This is a genomic window from Lysobacter tyrosinilyticus, assembly GCF_054779815.1.
In genome coordinates, this window is the sequence record NZ_BAAGXN010000001.1 from 688745 (window position 1) to 708363 (window position 19619).

At 65.6% G+C, this 19619-nt stretch carries 17 protein-coding genes; 12 read left to right on the forward strand and 5 right to left on the reverse strand.

What is annotated here, in order from left to right; translation table 11 throughout:
• Window positions 1-95: 95 nt before the first annotated feature.
• Window positions 96-770, reverse strand: coding sequence for a LolA family protein (locus tag ACYVGK_RS02835; protein ID WP_460731709.1), 675 nt, complete (start codon window positions 768-770; stop codon window positions 96-98).
• A gap of 168 nt (window positions 771-938) precedes the next feature.
• Between ACYVGK_RS02835 and ACYVGK_RS02840 the strand changes: the two genes are divergently transcribed.
• The 10 genes from ACYVGK_RS02840 to hslU all read left to right on the forward strand — a co-directional run bounded on the left by ACYVGK_RS02840 (window position 939) and on the right by hslU (window position 12046).
• Entirely contained in the window at window positions 939-1907 is a 969-nt protein-coding gene (locus tag ACYVGK_RS02840; protein WP_460731710.1) for a helix-turn-helix transcriptional regulator, read from the forward strand.
• 144 nt (window positions 1908-2051) lie between these two features.
• Complete coding sequence (locus ACYVGK_RS02845) at window positions 2052-2366, forward strand: hypothetical protein (RefSeq protein ID WP_460731711.1); 315 nt, start codon at window positions 2052-2054, stop codon at window positions 2364-2366.
• A gap of 172 nt (window positions 2367-2538) precedes the next feature.
• Window positions 2539-4659 (forward strand): prolyl oligopeptidase family serine peptidase, encoded by a 2121-nt coding sequence (locus ACYVGK_RS02850; RefSeq protein WP_460732432.1) that lies wholly within the window; start codon window positions 2539-2541, stop codon window positions 4657-4659.
• A gap of 234 nt (window positions 4660-4893) precedes the next feature.
• Window positions 4894-7053: a S9 family peptidase gene (locus ACYVGK_RS02855; RefSeq protein WP_460731713.1), complete on the forward strand. Its 2160-nt coding sequence runs from the start codon at window positions 4894-4896 to the stop codon at window positions 7051-7053.
• 102 nt (window positions 7054-7155) lie between these two features.
• Window positions 7156-7380, forward strand: a complete 225-nt coding sequence (gene lptM, locus ACYVGK_RS02860) for an LPS translocon maturation chaperone LptM (RefSeq protein ID WP_460731715.1) — start codon at window positions 7156-7158, stop codon at window positions 7378-7380.
• Window positions 7373-8251 carry a diaminopimelate epimerase gene (gene dapF / locus ACYVGK_RS02865; protein WP_460731717.1) on the forward strand — a complete coding sequence of 293 codons (879 nt, stop codon included), beginning with the start codon at window positions 7373-7375 and terminating at the stop codon, window positions 8249-8251. Before lptM ends, dapF begins: the two co-directional genes overlap by 8 nt.
• The gene (locus tag ACYVGK_RS02870) at window positions 8248-8928 is read left to right on the forward strand and encodes a DUF484 family protein (RefSeq protein ID WP_460731719.1); all 681 of its coding nucleotides are present in this window, start codon (window positions 8248-8250) and stop codon (window positions 8926-8928) included. Before dapF ends, ACYVGK_RS02870 begins: the two co-directional genes overlap by 4 nt.
• Before the next feature lie 174 nt (window positions 8929-9102).
• A complete protein-coding gene (gene xerC / locus ACYVGK_RS02875; RefSeq protein ID WP_460731721.1) occupies window positions 9103-9984 on the forward strand; it encodes a tyrosine recombinase XerC in 882 nt (293 codons plus the stop codon).
• A gap of 116 nt (window positions 9985-10100) precedes the next feature.
• Entirely contained in the window at window positions 10101-10652 is a 552-nt protein-coding gene (hslV, locus tag ACYVGK_RS02880; protein WP_460731723.1) for an ATP-dependent protease subunit HslV, read from the forward strand.
• Entirely contained in the window at window positions 10652-12046 is a 1395-nt protein-coding gene (gene hslU, locus ACYVGK_RS02885; protein WP_460731725.1) for an ATP-dependent protease ATPase subunit HslU, read from the forward strand. The genes hslV and hslU overlap by 1 nt, the downstream gene beginning before the upstream one ends.
• Before the next feature lie 211 nt (window positions 12047-12257).
• On the opposite strand, the gene ACYVGK_RS02890 is transcribed toward hslU, so the two are convergent.
• From ACYVGK_RS02890 to ACYVGK_RS02900, 3 genes are all read right to left on the reverse strand, one after another.
• Window positions 12258-12770 carry a cupin domain-containing protein gene (locus tag ACYVGK_RS02890; RefSeq protein WP_460731727.1) on the reverse strand — a complete coding sequence of 171 codons (513 nt, stop codon included), beginning with the start codon at window positions 12768-12770 and terminating at the stop codon, window positions 12258-12260.
• A 136-nt stretch (window positions 12771-12906) separates the two neighbouring features.
• Complete coding sequence (locus ACYVGK_RS02895) at window positions 12907-13725, reverse strand: D-hexose-6-phosphate mutarotase (protein ID WP_460731728.1); 819 nt, start codon at window positions 13723-13725, stop codon at window positions 12907-12909.
• A 95-nt stretch (window positions 13726-13820) separates the two neighbouring features.
• Complete coding sequence (locus ACYVGK_RS02900; RefSeq protein WP_460731729.1) at window positions 13821-14276, reverse strand: nucleoside deaminase; 456 nt, start codon at window positions 14274-14276, stop codon at window positions 13821-13823.
• 214 nt (window positions 14277-14490) lie between these two features.
• Between ACYVGK_RS02900 and ACYVGK_RS02905 the strand changes: the two genes are divergently transcribed.
• Together ACYVGK_RS02905 and ubiE are read left to right on the forward strand one after the other, a co-directional pair.
• Window positions 14491-16230, forward strand: coding sequence for a S8 family serine peptidase (locus ACYVGK_RS02905; RefSeq protein WP_460731730.1), 1740 nt, complete (start codon window positions 14491-14493; stop codon window positions 16228-16230).
• An 80-nt stretch (window positions 16231-16310) separates the two neighbouring features.
• Window positions 16311-17072, forward strand: coding sequence for a bifunctional demethylmenaquinone methyltransferase/2-methoxy-6-polyprenyl-1,4-benzoquinol methylase UbiE (ubiE, locus tag ACYVGK_RS02910; RefSeq protein ID WP_460731732.1), 762 nt, complete (start codon window positions 16311-16313; stop codon window positions 17070-17072).
• Window positions 17073-17253: 181 nt separating this feature from the next.
• Here the strand turns inward: ubiE and ACYVGK_RS02915 are convergent, their stop codons facing one another.
• Entirely contained in the window at window positions 17254-19539 is a 2286-nt protein-coding gene (locus tag ACYVGK_RS02915) for a carbohydrate binding family 9 domain-containing protein (protein WP_460731733.1), read from the reverse strand.
• Window positions 19540-19619: the final 80 nt, after the last annotated feature.

The window sequence follows — 19619 nt, forward strand, 5'->3', positions numbered from 1 at the left end:
TATGGGGGCGGGTACTAACCCGCCCGCTCTTTGTCTCGCGCGGACTCGGTTCGGAACTGCAGTGCTTGTCGAACCGCGGCGGGGCAAGACCCGCCTTACTGCGGCGGATCGATGCGGATTTCGGGGTCGTTGAAGCGCGAATAGCGGATGCTGATCCGCGCCGCCTGCTCGCCGACGACTTCGATCCGCAGCGGGTAGCCGTCGCCATTGACCCAGATGGTCGACTCGCTCGGGCGCGGTTGCGTGTTGCGGATCAGGAACTTGCGCGCACTCTGGCCATCGATGGTGTCGTGGCCGAGCGCTTCGACGGTCATCGTCGCCTTGTTGGCCTCGAACTTGGCGGGATCGCGATAGTTCGCGACCTGGCCCGCGGGCAGCGCCATCTTCATGGTGCGTCCCTTCATGGACATGTACATGGTGTCGCCGATCACATACTGCGTGCCCATCGGCGTCTTCATGCGGTAGCGGTCGGGCGCGACGAAATCCATGTCCATCGCCATGTCGCCCCTGGCCGACGTCGTGGTCATGTCGACGTGATAGCTCTTTACCGCGAGGAAGGCGTCCATCACCTTGCCGATCTCGTCCTTGGCACTGAGCGGGTTGACCGCATCAGCGACATTGGCGATCGCTGAGGACGCGCTGCCCACCGGCGAGGTCGCCTCGGCGGCGGAAGGGATGCGGTCGGCCGCATCATTGCGCGTGCAGGCGCCCAGGCAGGCGAGGACGGCCGTAGCCAGCAGAAGTGGAACGATGGGACGTAGCGCGGTCATGCGGTGGATTCCGGAAGTCATGTCAACTGCCGAGGCAAACGCCAAAAGCGGGTCCGGGCCGGCCAGCACTGATCCTACAGCCGGTTTTTCGCCATACTGGCGCCGCCGCGACGCGTCATGCGTCGGTTCGTCCCGCGGCACCTCCCCCCTGAGTCGCCAATCGCTCCCATGGAACGCATCGAACGCATCCACGCCTTGCATCGCATCCTCAGCGCCGCGCGCTATCCGGTGACCGTGCAGCGCCTGCAGGAAGACCTGGAATGCTCGCGCGCGACGGTCTATCGCGACCTCGCCTATCTGCGCGATTACCTGATGGCGCCGGTGGTCGGTAATGGCGAAGCCGGCTTCCAGTACGACCACAAGGAAGCGCAGCGTTTCGAGTTGCCCGGCTTGTGGTTGAGCTCGGAAGAACTTCACGCATTGCTGGCCGCGCAGCAGTTGCTGATGCGCAGCGGTGGTGGCGTGCTTTCCAATGCGCTGGCGCCGCTGCAGCAACGCATCGAGAAGCTGCTCGACGAACACGCCGGCGGCCGCCGTCTGCCGGTCGAGCGCGTGCGCGTCGTCCCGCATCGCACCCGCAAGCTCGACGAAACCGCGTTCCGCGCCGTCGCTACGGCGGTGCTGGACCGCAAGCAGCTCGGCTTCGAATACCGCGCGCGCTCCACCGACGAGAAGACGCGCCGCATGGTGTCGCCGCAACGGCTGACCCATTACCGCGACAACTGGTACCTGGATGCCTGGGATCATGGTCGCGATGCACTACGCAGCTTCTCGGTCGATCGCATCGTTACCGCGAAACTGCTCGAGGACGCGGCGCGCGATGTGCCCGACGATGAGCTCGATCACCACCTTGCCTCCAGCTACGGCATCTTTTCCGGCACGCCGAAGGGCTGGGCGAAGATCCTGTTCAGCGCCAAGGCCGCGCGCTGGGTGGCCGACGAGCACTGGCATTCACAACAGCAGGGTCGCTATCTGTCTGACGGCCGTTACGAGCTGAAGGTGCCCTACAGCGCGGGGCGCGAACTGCTGATGGACGTCATGCATTACGGCAGCGATGCGGAAATCGTCGAGCCGGCCTCGCTGCGCGAACAGGCGCGTTCGCTGCTGTCGCTGGCGTTGACCAACTACGAGCGCTGATTTCAAGGACAGCCCGCACGCTGTTTCCCCCGCGCGCGGCGGCGCGTTTGAACCGTATCGCGGTTGTAGGCGTAGGGAGGCGCCGTCGCAGCCCCTGAGATGGCGCCTTGCCACGCTGGCTCCACATCCTCTGGAGCCCGCGCCATGCGTCACGCCGAATCGACCCGCGACGACCTCGTTGTCCTTCTGGAAGAGCTGCCGCGTTACGCCCTGGCGATCGGTGCGGCGCTGGTCCTGCTGGTGCCGGCGGCGCGCGGCTTCAGCCCGACCTTCGGCTGGCTGCCGCTGTGGTTGCTGGCGATGCCTGCGACGGCGTGGTGGGCGCTAAGCGGGTTCCGGTTGCCGCGGCGTGACGGTCGCGCGGAGTCGGTGGTCGGCGTGCGCCGGCGCCGCGCCGGGGCGCAGGCGCGGCGGCGAAGCCGTGGCGTGACGAGCCGCGCTGTTGCCCGCGCTGCATAAGGTGAACGGGTAGCGCCTTTCGATTCGCACGAGTGTCGCCCTGCGAACCAATCGTCATGACCTCGGGGGCGAGCCCCGGGCCGGACGCTATGCTAGCGTTCGGCCCTTTCCACCGCCGCACTCGCCCATGTCCCAACTGCCGAAGGCCCGCAAGGCCCTGAAACACGCGGCGCTGTCCGCGTTCCTGTCCGCCGGTGTCATCGCCCTAGGAGTCGGCTCGACCCTGGGCACCGCCCATGCCGAGGACGCTCCGAAGATGAAAGATTCCGCCGATCCGTTTGCCTGGCTCGAAGACGTCGACGGCAGTCAGTCGCTCGATTGGGTCCGCGCGCAGAACGCCAAGACCGAATCCGCGCTGACGCAGACGACGCAGTTCAAGCAGCTGGAAGGCGACATCCGCGCGATTCTTGATTCGACCGCCAAGATTCCCGGCGTCGAGAAGATCGGCGCGTACTACTACAACTTCTGGAAGGACGCGCAGCACCAGCGCGGCCTGTGGCGCCGCACCACGCTGGACGAATACCGCAAGGCCGAGCCGAAGTGGGAAACCGTGCTCGACCTCGACGCGCTCAACGCATCCGAGAACGAGAAGTGGGTGTGGCACGGCGCGCAATGTCTGAAGCCGGCGTACGAGCGCTGCCTGATCGCGCTGTCGCGTGGCGGTTCCGACGCCGACGTCACCCGCGAGTTCGACCTCACCACCAAGGCCTGGGTGAAGGACGGCTTCTATCGTCCGGAGGCCAAGGGTGGCCTGGGCTGGATCGATCGCGACAACGTGTACGTCTACAACGACTTCGGCCCGGATGCGAACGGCGCGAGCTCGATGACCTCGTCGGGCTACCCGCGCATCGTCAAGCAGTGGAAGCGCGGCACCGCGCTCGACAGCGCCACGGTCGTGTACGAAGGCAAGGCGGACGACATGTACATCGCCGCCTCGCACGACGACACGCCCGGCTTCGAGCGCGATTTCGTCAGCCGCACGCTCGCGTTCTACAACGACGAGCTGTACCTGCGCGGCAAGGACGGCAAGCTCGCCAAGATCGACGCGCCGAATTCGGCCAACAAGTCGGTGCACAAGGAATGGCTGCTGCTGGAGCTGCGCGATGCGTACACGGCCGGCGGCAAGACCTACACCGCGGGCAGCCTGATCGCGGCGAAGTTCGATGCCTTCATGGCCGGCAAGCGCGAGTTCACCACGCTGTTCGCGCCGACCGAGCGCACCTCCCTGTCCAGCTATACCTGGACCAAAACCCATCTCGTCCTGAACGTGCTGGAAGACGTGAAGAACCGCATCAGCGTGCTCACGGCGCAGGCCGGCGAATGGAAGCGCGAGGCCTTCGTCGGCGCGCCGACGATCGGCACGGTGAGCGTGGATGCGGTCGACGCCGATGAAAGCGATGCCGTGTGGGTGACCGCGACCGATTACCTGCGCCCGACCTCGCTCGCGATCGCGCAGATCGGCAAGCAGCCGGAAACGCTGAAGACCAACCCCGTCTTCTTCGACGGCAGCAACAACGTGGTCGAGCAGCACTTCGCCACCAGCAAGGACGGCACCAAGGTCCCGTACTTCCTGGTCAAGCCGCAGAACCTGAAGCTCGACGGTAGCGCGCCGACCCTGCTGTACGGCTACGGCGGCTTCGAGATCTCGCTGACCCCGGGCTACTCCGGCGGCGTCGGCAAGGGCTGGCTGGAGAAGGGCGGCGTGTATGTGGTCGCCAATATCCGCGGCGGTGGCGAATACGGCCCGCGCTGGCACCAGGCGGCGCTCAAGGGCAACCGTCACAAGGCCTATGAAGACTTCGCCGCGGTCGCGCAGGACCTGATCGCGAACAAGATCACCTCGACCAAGCACCTGGGCGTGCAGGGCGGCAGCAACGGCGGCCTGCTCACCGGCAACATGCTCACCCAGTATCCGGACCTGTTCGGTGCCGTGGTCGTGCAGGTGCCGCTGCTCGACATGAAGCGCTACAGCCACCTGCTGGCCGGTGCCTCGTGGATGGCCGAATACGGCGATCCCGACACCGCCGACTGGGAATTCATCCGCACCTTCTCGCCGTACCACCTGTTCGATGCCAAGCGCAGCTATCCGCCGGTCATCTTCATGACCTCCACCAAGGACGACCGCGTCCATCCGGGCCACGCCCGCAAGATGGCGGCGAAGATGCTCGAAGCCGGCAAGAACGTGACCTACTACGAGAACATCGAAGGCGGTCACGGCGGCTCGGCCAATAACGCGCAGGCCGCGCATATGAGCGCGCTGGCCTACACGTTCCTGTGGGACAAGCTGAAGTAAAGCCGGCTCAAGCAAGACCGCTTCCGGACATTGCCAGCGTTATCTCGGACGGGCGCTCATTGCGCCCGTCCGTCGTTCCGGCCTTGGGAAGGGGCTGGCCCAAACGCAGCGTGGTTCCGGCCCCTGGATGGCTGGCCCATTGCGCACCGCGGTTCCGGACCCCATTCCATGTCCACTTCCTGTCTCCGCCGGCTTCCATCCCTGCTGGCCCTGGTTCTAATGAGCACGCTGCTGATGACTACCTCACTGTCCGCCTCCGCCGCCGACCCCGGATCAAGTCCGGGGCAGGTTCTGCCCGCACCGCCCGATGCCGCCCGCAAGCCGCACGTGGTGACGGCGCCGCACGGCGCCGCGCGCACCGACGACTACTACTGGCTGCGCGACGACACCCGCAAGAACCCGGACATGCTGGCGTACCTCAATGCCGAAAATGCCTACGCCGATGCGGTGATGAAGCCGCTGCGGCCGCTGCAGGACATGCTGTACGAGGAAATCGTCAGTCGCATCCAGCAGGACGACGCCTCGGTGCCGTTCCGCGAGCGCGGCTACTGGTACTACACCCGCTTCGAGATCGGTAAGGACTACCCGGTGCATGCGCGCCGCAAGGACGCCGCCGACGTGGACGCGATGTCGATCCAGCGCGCCAATGCCGCCAACGATTTCGCCGGCGAAGAGGTCCTGCTCGACGTCAATGCGATGGCGGCGGGCAAGGAGTACTTCAGCGTCGGCGACTACGAGGTCAGCCAGGACAATCAGCTGCTGGCCTGGGCCGAAGACAGCGTCGGCCGTCGACAGTACACGACCCGCTTCAAGAATCTCGCCACCGGTGAGGTCTATGCGGACCAGGTGGAAGGCGTCTCGCCGAATCTCGTCTGGGCCGACGACAACAAGACCCTGTTCTACATCGAGAACGATCCGGAAACCCTGCTGACCGTGCGCGTGAAGAAGCACGTGCTCGGCACCAAGGCCGCGCAGGACGTGCTCGTCTACGAGGAGCACGACGACAGCTTCTACATGGACCTTTCGCGCACGCGCGACGAGAAGTTCATCTGCATCGGCATGAGCAGCACCGTCTCCGACGAACTTCGCTGCGCGCCGGCCGCGGATCCGAAGGAATTCGCCGTGCTCGCGCCGCGCCAGCGCGACGTCGAATACAGCGCCGACCACCACGACGGCCGCTGGGTCATCCGCACCAACGCGCCGGATTCGAGCGGCAAGCCGGCCAAGAACTTCAAGCTGGTCACCGCTCCGACCACGTCGACTTCGCGCAAGGAGTGGAAGGACTGGATCCCGGCGCGCGACGACGTCTACATCGACGGCTTCGAACTGTTCGATGGCTTTACCGCGATCGCCGAACGCTCAGAGGGCCTGGAGCGCGTGCGCGTGCTGGGCAATGACGGCAAGTCCGAGCAGGTGAAGGCTGACGAGCCGGCGTATTCGATGGGCCTGGACGTCAACGCCGAGCCGGACACCGAGTGGCTGCGCTACAGCTACACCTCGATGACCACGCCGAACACCACTTACGAACTCAATACCCGCACCGGCGAACGCCGACTGCTGAAGCGCGATCCGGTGCCGGGTTATGACCCGTCGCAGTACGTCACCGAGCGTCTGTGGGCGACCGCGCGCGACGGCACCCGGATTCCGGTGTCGCTGGTCTACAAGCGGGGCTTCAGGAAGGACGGCACCGCCGCGCTGCTGCAATACGGTTACGGCAGCTATGGCGCATCGATGGATCCGGGCTTCAGCAATTCGGTCGTCAGCCTGCTCGATCGCGGCATGGTCTACGCCATCGCCCACATCCGCGGCGGCGAGGAAATGGGCCGCGCCTGGTACGACAACGGCAAGCTGTTCAACAAGAAGAACACCTTCACCGATTTCATCGACGTCACCGATTTCCTGGTGCAGGAAGGCTACGCGGCCAAGGATCGCGTCGCCGCGCACGGCGGCAGCGCTGGCGGCTTGCTGATGGGCGCGATCAGCAACATGGCGCCCGACCGCTACCGCGTGATCCTCACCGAGGTGCCCTTCGTCGACGTGGTCACCACCATGCTCGACGCCAGCATCCCGCTGACCACCAACGAATACGACGAGTGGGGCAATCCGGAAAAGCAGGATTACTACGACTACATGCTGTCGTATTCGCCCTACGACAACCTGAGCACGCAGGCGTATCCGGCGATGTTCGTCGGCACCGGCCTGTGGGACTCGCAGGTGCAGTACTACGAGCCGGCCAAGTACGTGGCCAAGCTGCGTGACCTGAACACGTCGGGGCACACGGTGATCTTCCGCACCAACATGGACGCGGGTCACGGCGGCAAGTCCGGCCGTTTCCGCCGCCACAAGGAGCGGGCGGAGATGTATGCCTTCATGCTCGATCAGCTGGGCTTGTAGGCTGGGTCGCCTTCATCGCCCCAGCATGGGCGTGACGAAATGGTGCGCGGGATGCTGGGTTGGTCAAGCCAACCCAGCCTACGGCCGCGATACACTGCCCGCATGAACCAGACCTTCCGCCTCGTCTTCATCGCCGCCGCACTGGCCACGCTCGCCGGCTGCGGCAACAAGGGTCCGCTGGTGCTGCCGACGCCCCCGGCCGAGCCGGTCGTCGCTCCTGAAGCGCCTGCCGAAACCCCGCCGGCCGAGCCTGCCACTGACGGCACCACCACGCCGCCGGAGCAGACGCCGGTGCCGGCCACCAGCGATGGCGGCGGGAATGGCTGAAGCGGTTCCCTCGACCGCGACCATTTCTCGCGGTGCGCGTGTGCTGCGCTTCAGCAAGATGCACGGCGCGGGCAACGACTTCGTCGTGATCGATCTGCGCGACGGCGCGACCACGCTGGATGCCGAACTGTGCCGCGCGCTGGGCGATCGCCACATGGGCGTGGGCTGCGACCAGATCCTCACCATCGAGGCACCGCGCAGCGCGACGGCGGTGGCGAGCTATCGCATCTGGAATTCCGACGGCTCCCACGCGCGCCAGTGCGGCAACGGCGCGCGCTGCGTCGCCGCGTGGCTGCTACGTGACGGCACGGCAGATGGCGACGCCTTCGACGTCGACAGCCCAGTCGATACGCACCACGTCACGCGCCTGGGCAACGGTAACTTCCGCATTGCCATGGGCGTGCCGCGCTTCGCGCCGCAGGACGTGCCGCTGCGCGGTTTCGAGTATGCGCAACCGCAGTACACGCTCGAACAGGCGGGCGAGACCTACTTGTTCGGTGCCGTATCGATGGGCAACCCGCACGCGGTGATCGAAGTCGCCGACGTTGCCACGGCGCCGGTGGAAAGCGTCGGCCCGCAATTGCAGTCGCTGCCGGCGTTCCCGGACAGCGCCAACATTGGCTTCGCCCAGATCGAATCGCGCCAGCGGGTGCGCCTGCGCGTGTACGAACGCGGCGCTGGCGAGACGCTGGCCTGCGGTAGCGGCGCCTGCGCGGCGGCCGCGGTCCTGATGCAGCGCGGTCGTGTCGATCGCGAAGTCACCATCGCGCTGCCGGGCGGCGAGCTACAGATCGCCTGGCCGCACGATGACGCACCGATCACCATGGCCGGCCCGGCCGCATTCGTATTCGAAGGGGAGTGGATCGCATGAGCGATGTACAGGAGAAGCTCGGCGCGCATGAAATCGCCGCGTGGCTGCGACGGCACCCGACCTTCCTCAAACAGTTCCCCGATCTGGCGCTGAGCATGGTCGTGCCGCGCGATGAAGGCCCGGCCGCGTCGTTGGCCAGCTATCAGCTCGACGTGCTGCGCGACAAGAATCGCGAGCTGGCGCGGCGCCTGCAGGACCTGTTCGCCAACGCCCAGGAAAACGAGCGTCTGGCCGTGCGCACGCACCAGCTGACTTTGGCATTGATGAAGCAGTCCACCGCCGCCGACACGTTACGCGCGATGGTGGCCACGCTGGCCGAGGACTTCAGCGGCGATCTGGTCCGTGTCGTCACCTTCGCGCCGGTCGCCGGCCTGGACAGCGCCGACTGGCTGCAGCACATCGCCGCCAACGACGCGCGCCTGCAGCCGTTCCGCGACTGCATCGCGCAGGGCGAGCCGCTGTGCGGCCGCTTGCAGCCGGAAAAGAACGCGCTGCTGTATGGCCTGCGCGTCGACGAAGTGCAATCGAGCGCGCTGCTGCCGGTGGCCGATGTCGGCCTCGTCGCCGTTGGCAGTCACGATGCGAACCGCTTCTTCCCCGGCATGGGCACGCTGTTCCTGCGCATGATGGGCGAGGCATTGGGTGCGGCGTTGAAGCGGTATGCGCCGGCCGGCTGATTCTTCAGCCTTTACGTTCCCTGCTTTTGTCGTCATCCCGGCGAAAGCCGGGATCCATTTTGCTGTTGCTCTTGTCGCCCTGAATCCAGCGCAAGGGCAAAGTCAAAATGGATCCCGGCTTGACCAGCTTCGCTGTTGTGAAACGCTTCGCCGGAATGGCGAACTGGTGGATTGATGCCTTCGGCCCTCGAAGACTTCATCGCCTACCTCGCCGTCGAACGGCAGATGTCCGCGCACACGCTCGATGCGTACCGCCGCGATCTCGAAGTGCTGAGCGGATGGACGCAGGCGCAGGGCATCGATCCGGCGGTGCTGCAGGCCGACCAGCTGCGTCAGTTCGTCGCCGCCGAACATCGTCGCGGCCTTTCTCCGAAGTCGTTGCAGCGGCGGCTATCGGCCTGCCGCAGCTTCTACGCCTGGCTGCTCAAGCACGGTCGCATCGATGCCAATCCCGCGGCCGCGGTGCGCGCGCCCAAGGCGCCGCGCAAACTGCCACAGGTACTCGATCCCGACGAGGCGAAGGCCCTGGTCGAAGTGTCGACCGATGCGCCGCTGGGCTTGCGCGACCGCGCATTGCTGGAACTTTTCTATTCCTCCGGCGTGCGCCTGAGCGAACTGTGCGCGTTGCGCTGGCGCGATCTCGACCTCGCCGAAGGTCTGGTGACGGTGCTGGGCAAGGGGCGCAAGCAGCGCAGCGTGCCATTGGGCTCGCACGCACGCGCTGCCTTGCAGGAGTGGCATGCATCGAACGGTGCAGCGCCCGATGCGCCGGTGTTTCCTGGACGCAACGGACCGATCACGCCGCGTGCGATCCAGTTGCGCGTGCGCCAGCTCGCGCAGCAACAAGGATTGTTCAAACGCGTGCATCCGCACCTGCTGCGGCATTCCTTCGCCAGCCACATCCTGGAATCGTCCGGCGACCTGCGCGGCGTGCAGGAGCTGCTCGGCCATGCCGACATCGCCACCACGCAGATCTACACGCACCTGGACTACCAGCACCTGGCCAAGGTGTACGACGCCGCGCACCCGCGGGCGAAGCGCAAGACGGACAAATAACGCCATCACTACGGGCGCGCATTGAAGATGGTGCCGTCGTGCTACGGCATGACTTCCGTCCCGCTTGAACCCCGTCGCCCGGGCCCCCACGTCGGTGGGACCCCACGGAGAAGCCCATGGACCCCAGTCGCAATCCCGACGTTTTCCACGCCACGACCATCGTGTCGGTGCGTCGCAACGGTCACGTCGCCGTCGCCGGCGATGGCCAGGTTACGCTCGGCCACACAGTGATGAAATCCAACGCGCGCAAGGTGCGCCGCCTCGGCCGCGAAGGCCAGGTGCTGGCCGGATTCGCCGGTGCCGCCGCGGATGCCTTCACCCTGTTCGAACTGTTCGAAGCCAAGCTCGAGAAATACGGCCAGCTCACCCGCGCGGCGGTGGAACTGGCGAAGGAATGGCGCACCGAACGCCGTCTCGGCAAGCTCGAAGCGCTGCTGATCGTCGCCGACAAGGAAACCTCGCTGATCATCGGCGGCACCGGCGATGTGATCGAACCGGAGGACGGCATCGTCGCCATCGGTTCCGGCGGTTCCTACGCGTTGGCCGCGGCCCGCGCACTCGCCGCACACACCTCAATGGATGCCAAGAGTATTGCCAGCGAGGCGCTCAACATCGCCGGCGATATCTGCATCTACACCAACCGCAACATCGTGGTGGAAGAACTGTGATGAAGAAACTCGTGAATACTTCCGCCACGATGACTCCGCGCGAGATCGTGCAGGAGCTGGATAAGCACATCGTCGGGCAGCACGCCGCCAAGCGCGCCGTCGCCATCGCCCTGCGCAATCGCTGGCGCCGCATGCAACTGGTGCCGGAGCTGCGTGACGAAGTGATGCCCAAGAACATCCTGATGATCGGCCCCACCGGCGTGGGCAAGACCGAAATTGCACGCCGTCTGGCCACGCTCGCCAATGCGCCATTCGTGAAGGTGGAAGCCACGCGCTTCACCGAAGTCGGCTACGTCGGCAAGGACGTCGAGCAGATCGTGCGCGATCTCGCCGACACCGCGGTCAAGATGTACCGCGAGCAGGCCAAGCAACGCGTGCGCACCCAGGCCGAGGAGCACGCCGAGGACCGCATTCTCGAAGCGCTGCTGCCGCGTCGCGCGGTGACGTTGTTCGGCTTCCAGGGCGATCCGGAAGGAGTGCAGAAGGAAGAAGAGCCGAAGGAGTCGGAAGCCGACGACAAGACCCGCACCAAACTGCGCAAGCAGTTGCGCGCCGGCGAGCTGGACGATCGCGAGATCGAGGTCGACTTCTCGGTGAACGTCGGCGTCGACATCATGGCGCCGCCCGGCATGGAAGAGATGGGCCAGCAGTTGCGGCAGATGTTCTCGCAGGTCGCCGGCGGAAAGACCCACAAGAAGAAGCTGACCGTCAAGGCGGCGCGCGCGCAACTGATCGAAGAGGAAGCCGCGAAGCTGGTCAACGAGGACGACGTGCGCGACGCCGCGATCGAAGCTTGCGAGCAGCACGGCATCGTCTTCATCGACGAGATCGACAAGGTCGCCAAGCGCAGTGATAGCGGCATCGCCGGCGGCGACGTCAGCCGCGAGGGCGTGCAGCGCGACCTGTTGCCGCTGGTTGAAGGCTCCACCGTAAGCACCAAGTACGGATCGGTGAAGACCGACCACATCCTGTTCATCGCATCCGGCGCGTTTCACCTGGCCAAGCCGTCCGATCTGATCCCGGAACTGCAGGGCCGCTTCCCGATCCGCGTCGAGCTGGGTGCGCTGAGCAAGGACGACTTCGTCCGCATCCTTACCGAACCCAAGGCGGCGCTGACCACGCAGTACGTCGAGCTGCTCCGGACCGAAGGCGTGGCGCTGGAATTCGTGCCCGACGCGATCGACCGCCTCGCCGAGATCGCAGCCACGGTCAACGAACGCCAGGAAAACATCGGCGCGCGCCGTCTGCATACGGTGCTGGAGCGCCTGCTCGACGTGTTGAGCTTCGAGGCGCCGGACCGCGACGGCACGTCGGTGACGATCGACCGCGCCTACGTCGATGCGCATCTCAACGAGCTGGTGAAGGATCCGGATTTGAGCCGGTACATCCTCTGAGGCTGCGATTCCTCGGCTTCCCTCGCCCCGCTTGCGGGGAGAGGGACCGCGTTGCGCAGCAACGCAGGGTGAGGGGAGGTCGCGTAAAGACAAGAGCGCCCCTCATCCGCCCTTCGGGCACCTTCTCCCCACTGCGCGGGGAGAAGGACAGCCAAATTTGCGGAAAGAATTGGCGCGCTACGAACGCGCAGAAACTCGAGGCTCAGAACGACTACTTCGCCTTCTTCTCCGCTCCCATCTGTTTGCGCGGATCGTCGGCCGGATTGACGTAGTTGATCTGGAAGGGCCCTGTGCTGTTGATCTGCACGATCACGCCATTGCGGGTGCTTGCTTCGTGCAGCATCTTCGCGGGCAGCAACACGAAGTCGCCGGGGCCGAAGTCGGCCGAATGCGCATCGGCGCCATCGCCCATCGCCAGCGTGAAGTCGCCTTCGATCACGGTCACGCTCTCGTCGGTCGGGTGCCAGTGGCGAGGCACGCGATAGCCCGGCGGTGCCTTCAAGCGGATGGTGAAGTTGCCCGGCTTGCCCGGATCACCCGAAAGCACGACGGCTTGCGCGCCGGCTGGCAGCGACGCAGGCGCATCTCCCCACTTCGCTTCGGTTGCACGCACCATTATGTGCGTCGACATCGGCTTGGCTGCCTTTGCGGGCGCTTGCTTGGGATCGGAAGCCAGCAGACAACCAGGCAGCAGGCACAGGCCAATCAAGATGGACGGTTTCATCGAATCATCTCCGCTGTGGCGGCCCGCGGATTGGGCGGGTCGGGAAATCGCGGCCGTGGCTGGCCGGGCTTCCGCATTGTTCTCCGCTCTTGTTAAGGCGGCGCGATAGCGCTTCGCCGGGCGCAAGCCCGCGAAATCAGCTCAGCTGCTGGGTTCCGGTCCAGCGATCACCCGGTGCCAGGCGTACCGGCTGCAGCACCTGTCCGGCTTCCACGCAGACGAAGCGTCGATGATCATCGGGCGCGAGGTCGCTGATGCCGGCGGCCAGCGTCGCGCCCGGATTCCATACGACCGTGTCGCAGAAGCCGCGCTGCGCGATGGTCGTGAGATGCGATCCCGCCCGCAACGCGAGCGGCTGCGATGGAGCGACATAGATGCGGTCGACTTCGCCGGCAAAGCGCAGTGCATCGTGTGCCTGTTGCCGGATCGCGCCGGCTTCGACGCTGTCCTCGTACTGGCAGCCACCAAGGCCATGCAGCTCAACGGCTTCGATATCGTCGACCGCCAGATAGGTGTGCAATGCGGCGGTGAAGGCGAATGTGTCGCGCCCGGCATTGGCGATTTCAAGCGTGATTTCCACCGCATCCGCGTCGAGCGCGACATGCACGCGCGCGTTGAACGCATGCGGCCAGCTCGCAGTGGCTGGTCCGTCGGTCAGCTCGAAGGTCGCATGCTCATCCGTCCCAATCAGGCGCCACGGCAGGGTGCGTGCGAAGCCGTGCTTCGGCAGCGGTCCGCGCCCGGCGAACTGCGGAAAAATCACCGGCACGCCGCCGCGGATCGCCGCGCCTTCCGCGAGGCGTGCGCGTTCGCTCAGGAACAGGCGTTCGCGTCCGTCGGCGGGGATCCACGACAGCACGTACGCACCATGCAGCGCCACCAGTGCGCGCGCCCCGTTCGCGCCATGCAGGCGCACGCAGGGCAGGCCGTTGAAGAAAGTGGTTTCAGCTTTCATGGATGTCGTAGAGCCGGGCCTGCCCCGCTCGCTGTTCGTCACGGTGTCTGGCAGTGCAAGCGGAGCCGGGCGGGCCCGGCGCTACGAAGCAAGCGTCAGTCCTCGCCGATGTCTTCGTTCCACACGTCGGGATTCGCGGCGATCCAGTCGCCGAGCATTGCGATGCATTCCGCATCGGCCAGATCGATCACGCGCACGCCGTTGTCGCGCAGCCAGTCGATCCCGCCGCGGAAGTTGACCGATTCGCCGACCACGACCGTACCGATGTTGAACTGCCGGACCAGGCCGCTGCAGTACCAGCACGGGGCAAGGGTCGTCACCATGATGGTGTCGCGGTAGCGACGCTGGCGGCCGGCCTTGCGAAAGGCATCGGTCTCCCCGTGCACCGACGGATCGCCTTCCTGAATGCGGCGATTGTGGCCGCAACCCAGCAGCCGGCCGTCGTCGTGGTACAGCGCGGCGCCGATCGGTATGCCGCCTTCGACCAGGCCCTGGCGGGCTTCGGCGACGGCGGTGGCGAGCAGGGCACGGTAGTCGGGGGTGTCGATCATGGCGATTGATGAATGGGGCGCGATCAATCATGCCGCATTCCCTTGGGCGCGGCCGAGGCGTTGATCGAGCCTGCACCACGGTCTCGCGGCGCCAATCGGCGCTTTGCCGCGCCCGTACTGGACAAGTCCGGCCCGGTCCCGGTTAATGACGGCTCGAGGTGAAGGGCGCAGCACTTGCGTACCCGGGCTCGGTCACCGCAGGGGGATCAAACAAGTGAAACAACAGGCACTCGCCGCGGCGCTGGGCGCCGCGCTGGCATTTTCGGCATCCGGCAGCGCGTTGGCCGCGCAGCCCGATGCCAATCGCGTCTGGGTGAAGTTCAAGGCGGGTGCCGCTCCGAAGGTCGAGGGCACTCTGCGCGCGGCCGGCGGCAAGATGCACCATCGCTTCGACAAGCTAGGCGCGTTCTCGGTGACGATGTCGCCGCAGGCGGTGAACGCCCTGCGCCACAATCCGAACATTGAGTACATCGAGCAGGATGCGCCGCGCTATCCGTTCGGCCAGGTCACGCCCTACGGCATCGGCAAGGTGCAGGCGCCGCAGACGGTGAGCACCGGCGCCGACGGTACCGGCATCAAGGTCTGCATCATCGACTCGGGCATCCATGCCGGGCATGAGGATTTTGCCGGCATCGCGATGTCGGGCTATCCCACCGGCTGGAACAACGATCAATGCGGCCACGGCACGCATGTCGCGGGCACCATCGCCGCCGCCAACAACGGCCTGGGCGTGATCGGCGTGAGTCCGGGAAAGGTGTCGCTGTACATCGTCAAGGTGTTCGGTGATTCCTGTGCCTGGACTTACAGCTCGGACTTGATCGATGCCGCCCAACGTTGCCAGGCCGCTGGCGCGAAGATCATCAGCATGAGCCTGGGGGGCGGCGGCAGCAGCACTACCGAAGCCAACGCCTTCGCCCAGCTCAATACCCAGGGCATCCTCAGCATCGCCGCCGCGGGTAATGACGGCAATACGACCATGAGCTACCCGGCGTCATATCCCAGCGTGATGTCGGTCGCGGCGACCGACAGCAACAACGCACATGCCAGCTTCTCGCAGTCCAATTCCGAGGTGGACATCGCGGCGCCGGGCGTAGGCGTGCTCAGCGCCTATCCGCATAAGGACGCTTCGCTGGATGTCGGCGCGGCGAGCTACATGGTCGCGCCTCTGGACGGCACCGCGCAGGGCAGCGCCACGGGCATGCTCGTGAACGGCGGGCTGTGCACCAGCGCGGGCAGCTGGTCGGGCAAGGTCGTGCTGTGCCAGCGCGGCAGCATCACCTTCGCGGAAAAGGTCGCGAATGCGACCACCGGCGGTGCCGCGGCCGTGATCGTCTACAACAACGTCTCCGGCGGCTTCTCCGGCACGCTCAATGGCAGGTCGACGATCCCGGCCATCAGTGCCACTCAGGAGGATGGCCAGTTTCTGGTCAACAACCGTCTCGGCCAGATCGGCGGCGTGAGCACGGTCCCGCAGAGCAACGCCAATGGCTATGCCTACCTGGATGGCACCTCGATGGCGACGCCACACGTTTCCGGCGTGGCAGCACTGGTGTGGAGCGCCAATCCGACGGCGACCAATACCGCGGTCCGCAATGCCCTGGAATCCACCGCGCTCGATCTGGGCGTGGCCGGACGCGACAACGATTACGGCCATGGCCTGGTGCAGGCGCTCGCCGCCACGACTGTGATTACCAGCGGCGGTGGCGACCCGCCGACTGGCCTGACCCTCCGCAACAACGGCACCGCGATGGCCAGGTTGCAGGTCGGCTTGAGCTGGAGTGGTGGCAGCAGCAAGGTCGACATCTATCGGGGCAGTACCAAGATCAAGTCGGCCATCACCAATACCCAGGGGGCGACCGATGCCGTCAGGCTGCGCACCAGCACCCTGCTGACCTACCGGGTTTGCAACGCCGGCAGCACCTCCTGTTCGAACACGGCTCAAATCCTTTACTGAGCGAGGGCCCGCTTCGGCGGGCCTTCCTTTTTCGGGGCGCTGTCCGGGCCTTTCCGGGGACGCGATGCGATAATCCCCCGATGAACGAACACGACACTCCCCCCGGCACCACCCACTTCGGCTTCCGCGACGTCCCCGTCGCCGACAAGCAGAAGCTGGTCGGCGAAGTCTTCTCTTCGGTCGCCGGCAAGTACGACCTGATGAACGACCTGATGTCGCTGGGCGTGCACCGGGTGTGGAAGCGTTACTTCGTCGGCACCTGCCAGGTGAAGCGCGGCGACCGCGTGCTCGACCTGGCTGGCGGCACCGGCGACATCGCCATGCTGCTGCGCGAACGCGTTGGCGCCGCCGGCAGCATCGTGCTCGGCGACATCAACGGCGAGATGCTCAAGGTCGGCCGCGACCGCATGACCGATCGCGGCATGGTTTCCGGCCTTGAATTCGTCGAATGCAATGCGGAGAAGCTGCCGTTCCCGGATGCCAGCTTCGACCTGGTCACGATTGCCTTCGGCTTGCGCAACGTCACCGACAAGGATGCCGCGCTGCGCGAGATGCACCGCGTGCTCAAGGTCGGCGGCCAGGCGCGGGTGCTGGAATTCTCGGAAGTGAAGGCGGAGTGGTTCAAGCCGATCTACGACTTCCATTCGTTCAACATCCTGCCCAAGCTCGGCAAGCTGTTCGCTAACGACTCCGACAGCTATCAGTACCTGGCCGAGTCGATCCGCAAGCATCCGCCGCAGGACGAGCTGAAGGGAATGATGGAAGCCGCCGGCTTCGCGCGCTGCAGTTACAAGAACCTCAGCGCCGGCATCGTCGCGATCCATACCGGCTACAAGGTCTAAGCCAGGGCTCACAGCTGCCCGCACCGCTGTTCACGCACCGGCCGGGCATGGACGCGATGCAGCCGTACCACGAGGCCGACGCCGCGATGTACGCCGCCAACGCGCGCGGCGGTGGCGTGCTGGTCTGCGACGACGGCTTAACGTGCTCGCGCCTCATTGAGGCGCGAGAGTCGTCCTGGAGTTACGGCTGCCAGCCGTAACTGATCTTCAGGAACACGCTGCGCGTATTGCCGAACAGTTCGGGATGATCATCGTCCATGAACGCGCCGTAGGAGGCGCCCGCGTACATCGCGGTGCGTGGATTGATCTTGTAGGAATACACGAGCTGCGTGGCCCAGTCGCGCGCCGTTTCATTGACCGCCACTGTGCCCACTGACGGGCCGAGCACTTCCGCGGTATACAGCGACTGATCGCGCAGCACTTCGCTGCCCTGCAGCGTCAGGCGCAGGCGCTGACGTGGATCCAGCTGCCAAGCCAGGCGCACGTCGGCGACGCTGGCTTCGAAAGCGGTGCCGCCGTCGCGTTTCAGCTGCTGGCGGCTGATATCCCACTCCGCGTACAGGCCGCGACTCATGTTCGCGTTGCCCCAGATTCCGAGCAGGGTGCGGTGGCCGGTTCGCGAAGCTTTGAGGTCGAGCACCTGGCCAACGTTGACGGTCGCGCCGAACTGCACATCGGGCACCGGACGGAAGTTGCCTCGCAGGACCAGAATGTGTTCGTCGAACATGGCGCCTTCCCAGAAGCGGACACGGGTAAGCGGCGCGAGTGTGACGCTGCTCTGCTTCGGTCCCTGGATGTTGAGGCTGGCTTCCAGTTCGCGTTCCAGCAACTGGCCGTCGAAACGGTGGGTGATGTCCCAGTCGCTGTACAGCTCGATGCGGTTCACCGCCTTATCGTCGCGGAACCAGGTGTGGCTGCCGCCGATGACCGACTTGTCATAACCCACCTGGCCCATGAAGCCCAGGTCGGCGCGGAAGCCGGGGTCGATGTCGATATGCGAGGTGTTGAACGACCAGTTGCGGTTGGAAAACATGTACTGCGCGCGCCAGGCCTTGCCTGACGGCGTGGCGTCGGCACCCAGGTCATCGCGGTAAGCATCGACGATGTCGACGGGATACTCGGAACGGCTGTGCAGCAGCTGCGCGGTGACCGTGTGCGCGTCTTTCTGCCAGCGGCCGTCGACGCCCGCCACGTCATTGCCGTAGTCGTCGCCATGGCGGAAGGTGCCGATCGCGCCGATGCTGGTGTGTTCGTTCAAGTCATGGCGATAGCGCGTCACCGCGACGTCGGCCTGCTGGTCGAGCGTAAGGAACTGCGAGCCCTGCACGCCGGGGACCAGCACAAGCGTGGTCGCGTCGCGCGCCACGATCGCACCGTAGGCGCCGCTATCGGTGCGGCCGGTCACACGCATGCCGTAATCGGGATCGGCGATCTGACGGGTATAGAGCACGTCGAACTGGCTGTTGAAGTAGTCCGCTCCTTCCAGGAAGAAGGGGCGCTTCTCCGGGAAGAACAGGGCGAAGCTGTCGTTGAAGCTCAATTGCAGCTGGTCGGTTTCGACCTGCGAGAAGTCGGGATTGAGCGTGGCGTTGAGCGTCATGCTGGGCGAGGGCGCCCAGCTCACATCCACGCCGGGTTCGATCGACGTGTCGTCGCTGTGCCACGCCGTACCCGCCGCGTCACGCGACTGCGTCTTGCCGACGGTAAGGGTCGGCACGATTTCTAGATTTCGGCCCTGCTGCACGCCAGCCATGCCTTCGTATTTGGCCCAGGTGCACGGAAAGCAGTTGGAGTCGCGCGGAGACTTGTGGCTGGTCAGCTGGTGGCGCTTGTTGCGCGGATAGTTCCGGAACAGCGAGATGCCCCAGCGCTGGTCCTGCGGACCGCCGCGGAACCGCAGGGTGGAGAACGGGATGCGCATCTCGACGTCGTAGCCTTCCGCCGTGAGCTGGCCGGCGCTGCTCCACAGCCCGTCCCAGCTGGAGTCCTCCTGGTTGTCGGAGTTGGCTTCGTCACGGATCAGGTCGGACTGTACGCCCAGCGGATTGACGATCATCTCGTAGCCGCGGCGCTGGTCGTCGAAGGTGTCGAGGAACAAACCCACCCAGTCGTCGCTGAAGGCGGCGTCGCGGTCGCGCAGGTGAGCGAGGATCGCGGATGGATTGTCATCCTGCGCATGGAAGGCGACGTACAGGGCATCGTGGGTGTAACCCAGGCGCACGATGGTCTTCACGGGCGCCGGCGTGTTGTCGCCCGGTTGGATGTCGTAGGCGATCTCCTGCACCAGAGCGCCTTCCCAGGCGGCTTCGTCGAGCCTGCCGTCGATCGCGATCCCGTCCTGCAGCAGGGGAATGCGGCCGCCTGGGATGTAATCCGCGTTAGGGGCCGGGATGTCGTTCGCGAGGACGGGGGCGCACAACGCAAGCAGGCAAGCGAAGGCCAGAGGGCGCGGACGAAGCAGGGGCATGCGGATCGGTGGGAGTCGTGACGATCCACATACGATGCAGAAGCGGCGAGCAGGGTTTAAGTGATGTAAGTGGGGGTTGA

Bases quoted from the DNA above. Each gene is read 5' to 3' on its own strand.
- ACYVGK_RS02835 (WP_460731709.1), bottom strand. From the start codon at position 770: ATGACCGCGCTACGTCCCATCGTTCCACTTCTGCTGGCTACGGCCGTC.
- ACYVGK_RS02840 (WP_460731710.1), top strand. From the start codon at position 939: ATGGAACGCATCGAACGCATCCACGCCTTGCATCGCATCCTCAGCGCC.
- ACYVGK_RS02845 (WP_460731711.1), top strand. From the start codon at position 2,052: ATGCGTCACGCCGAATCGACCCGCGACGACCTCGTTGTCCTTCTGGAA.
- ACYVGK_RS02855 (WP_460731713.1), top strand. From the start codon at position 4,894: ATGACTACCTCACTGTCCGCCTCCGCCGCCGACCCCGGATCAAGTCCG.
- lptM (WP_460731715.1), top strand. From the start codon at position 7,156: ATGAACCAGACCTTCCGCCTCGTCTTCATCGCCGCCGCACTGGCCACG.
- dapF (WP_460731717.1), top strand. From the start codon at position 7,373: ATGGCTGAAGCGGTTCCCTCGACCGCGACCATTTCTCGCGGTGCGCGT.
- ACYVGK_RS02870 (WP_460731719.1), top strand. From the start codon at position 8,248: ATGAGCGATGTACAGGAGAAGCTCGGCGCGCATGAAATCGCCGCGTGG.
- xerC (WP_460731721.1), top strand. From the start codon at position 9,103: ATGCCTTCGGCCCTCGAAGACTTCATCGCCTACCTCGCCGTCGAACGG.
- hslV (WP_460731723.1), top strand. From the start codon at position 10,101: ATGGACCCCAGTCGCAATCCCGACGTTTTCCACGCCACGACCATCGTG.
- hslU (WP_460731725.1), top strand. From the start codon at position 10,652: ATGAAGAAACTCGTGAATACTTCCGCCACGATGACTCCGCGCGAGATC.
- ACYVGK_RS02890 (WP_460731727.1), bottom strand. From the start codon at position 12,770: ATGAAACCGTCCATCTTGATTGGCCTGTGCCTGCTGCCTGGTTGTCTG.
- ACYVGK_RS02895 (WP_460731728.1), bottom strand. From the start codon at position 13,725: ATGAAAGCTGAAACCACTTTCTTCAACGGCCTGCCCTGCGTGCGCCTG.
- ACYVGK_RS02900 (WP_460731729.1), bottom strand. From the start codon at position 14,276: ATGATCGACACCCCCGACTACCGTGCCCTGCTCGCCACCGCCGTCGCC.
- ubiE (WP_460731732.1), top strand. From the start codon at position 16,311: ATGAACGAACACGACACTCCCCCCGGCACCACCCACTTCGGCTTCCGC.
- ACYVGK_RS02915 (WP_460731733.1), bottom strand. From the start codon at position 19,539: ATGCCCCTGCTTCGTCCGCGCCCTCTGGCCTTCGCTTGCCTGCTTGCG.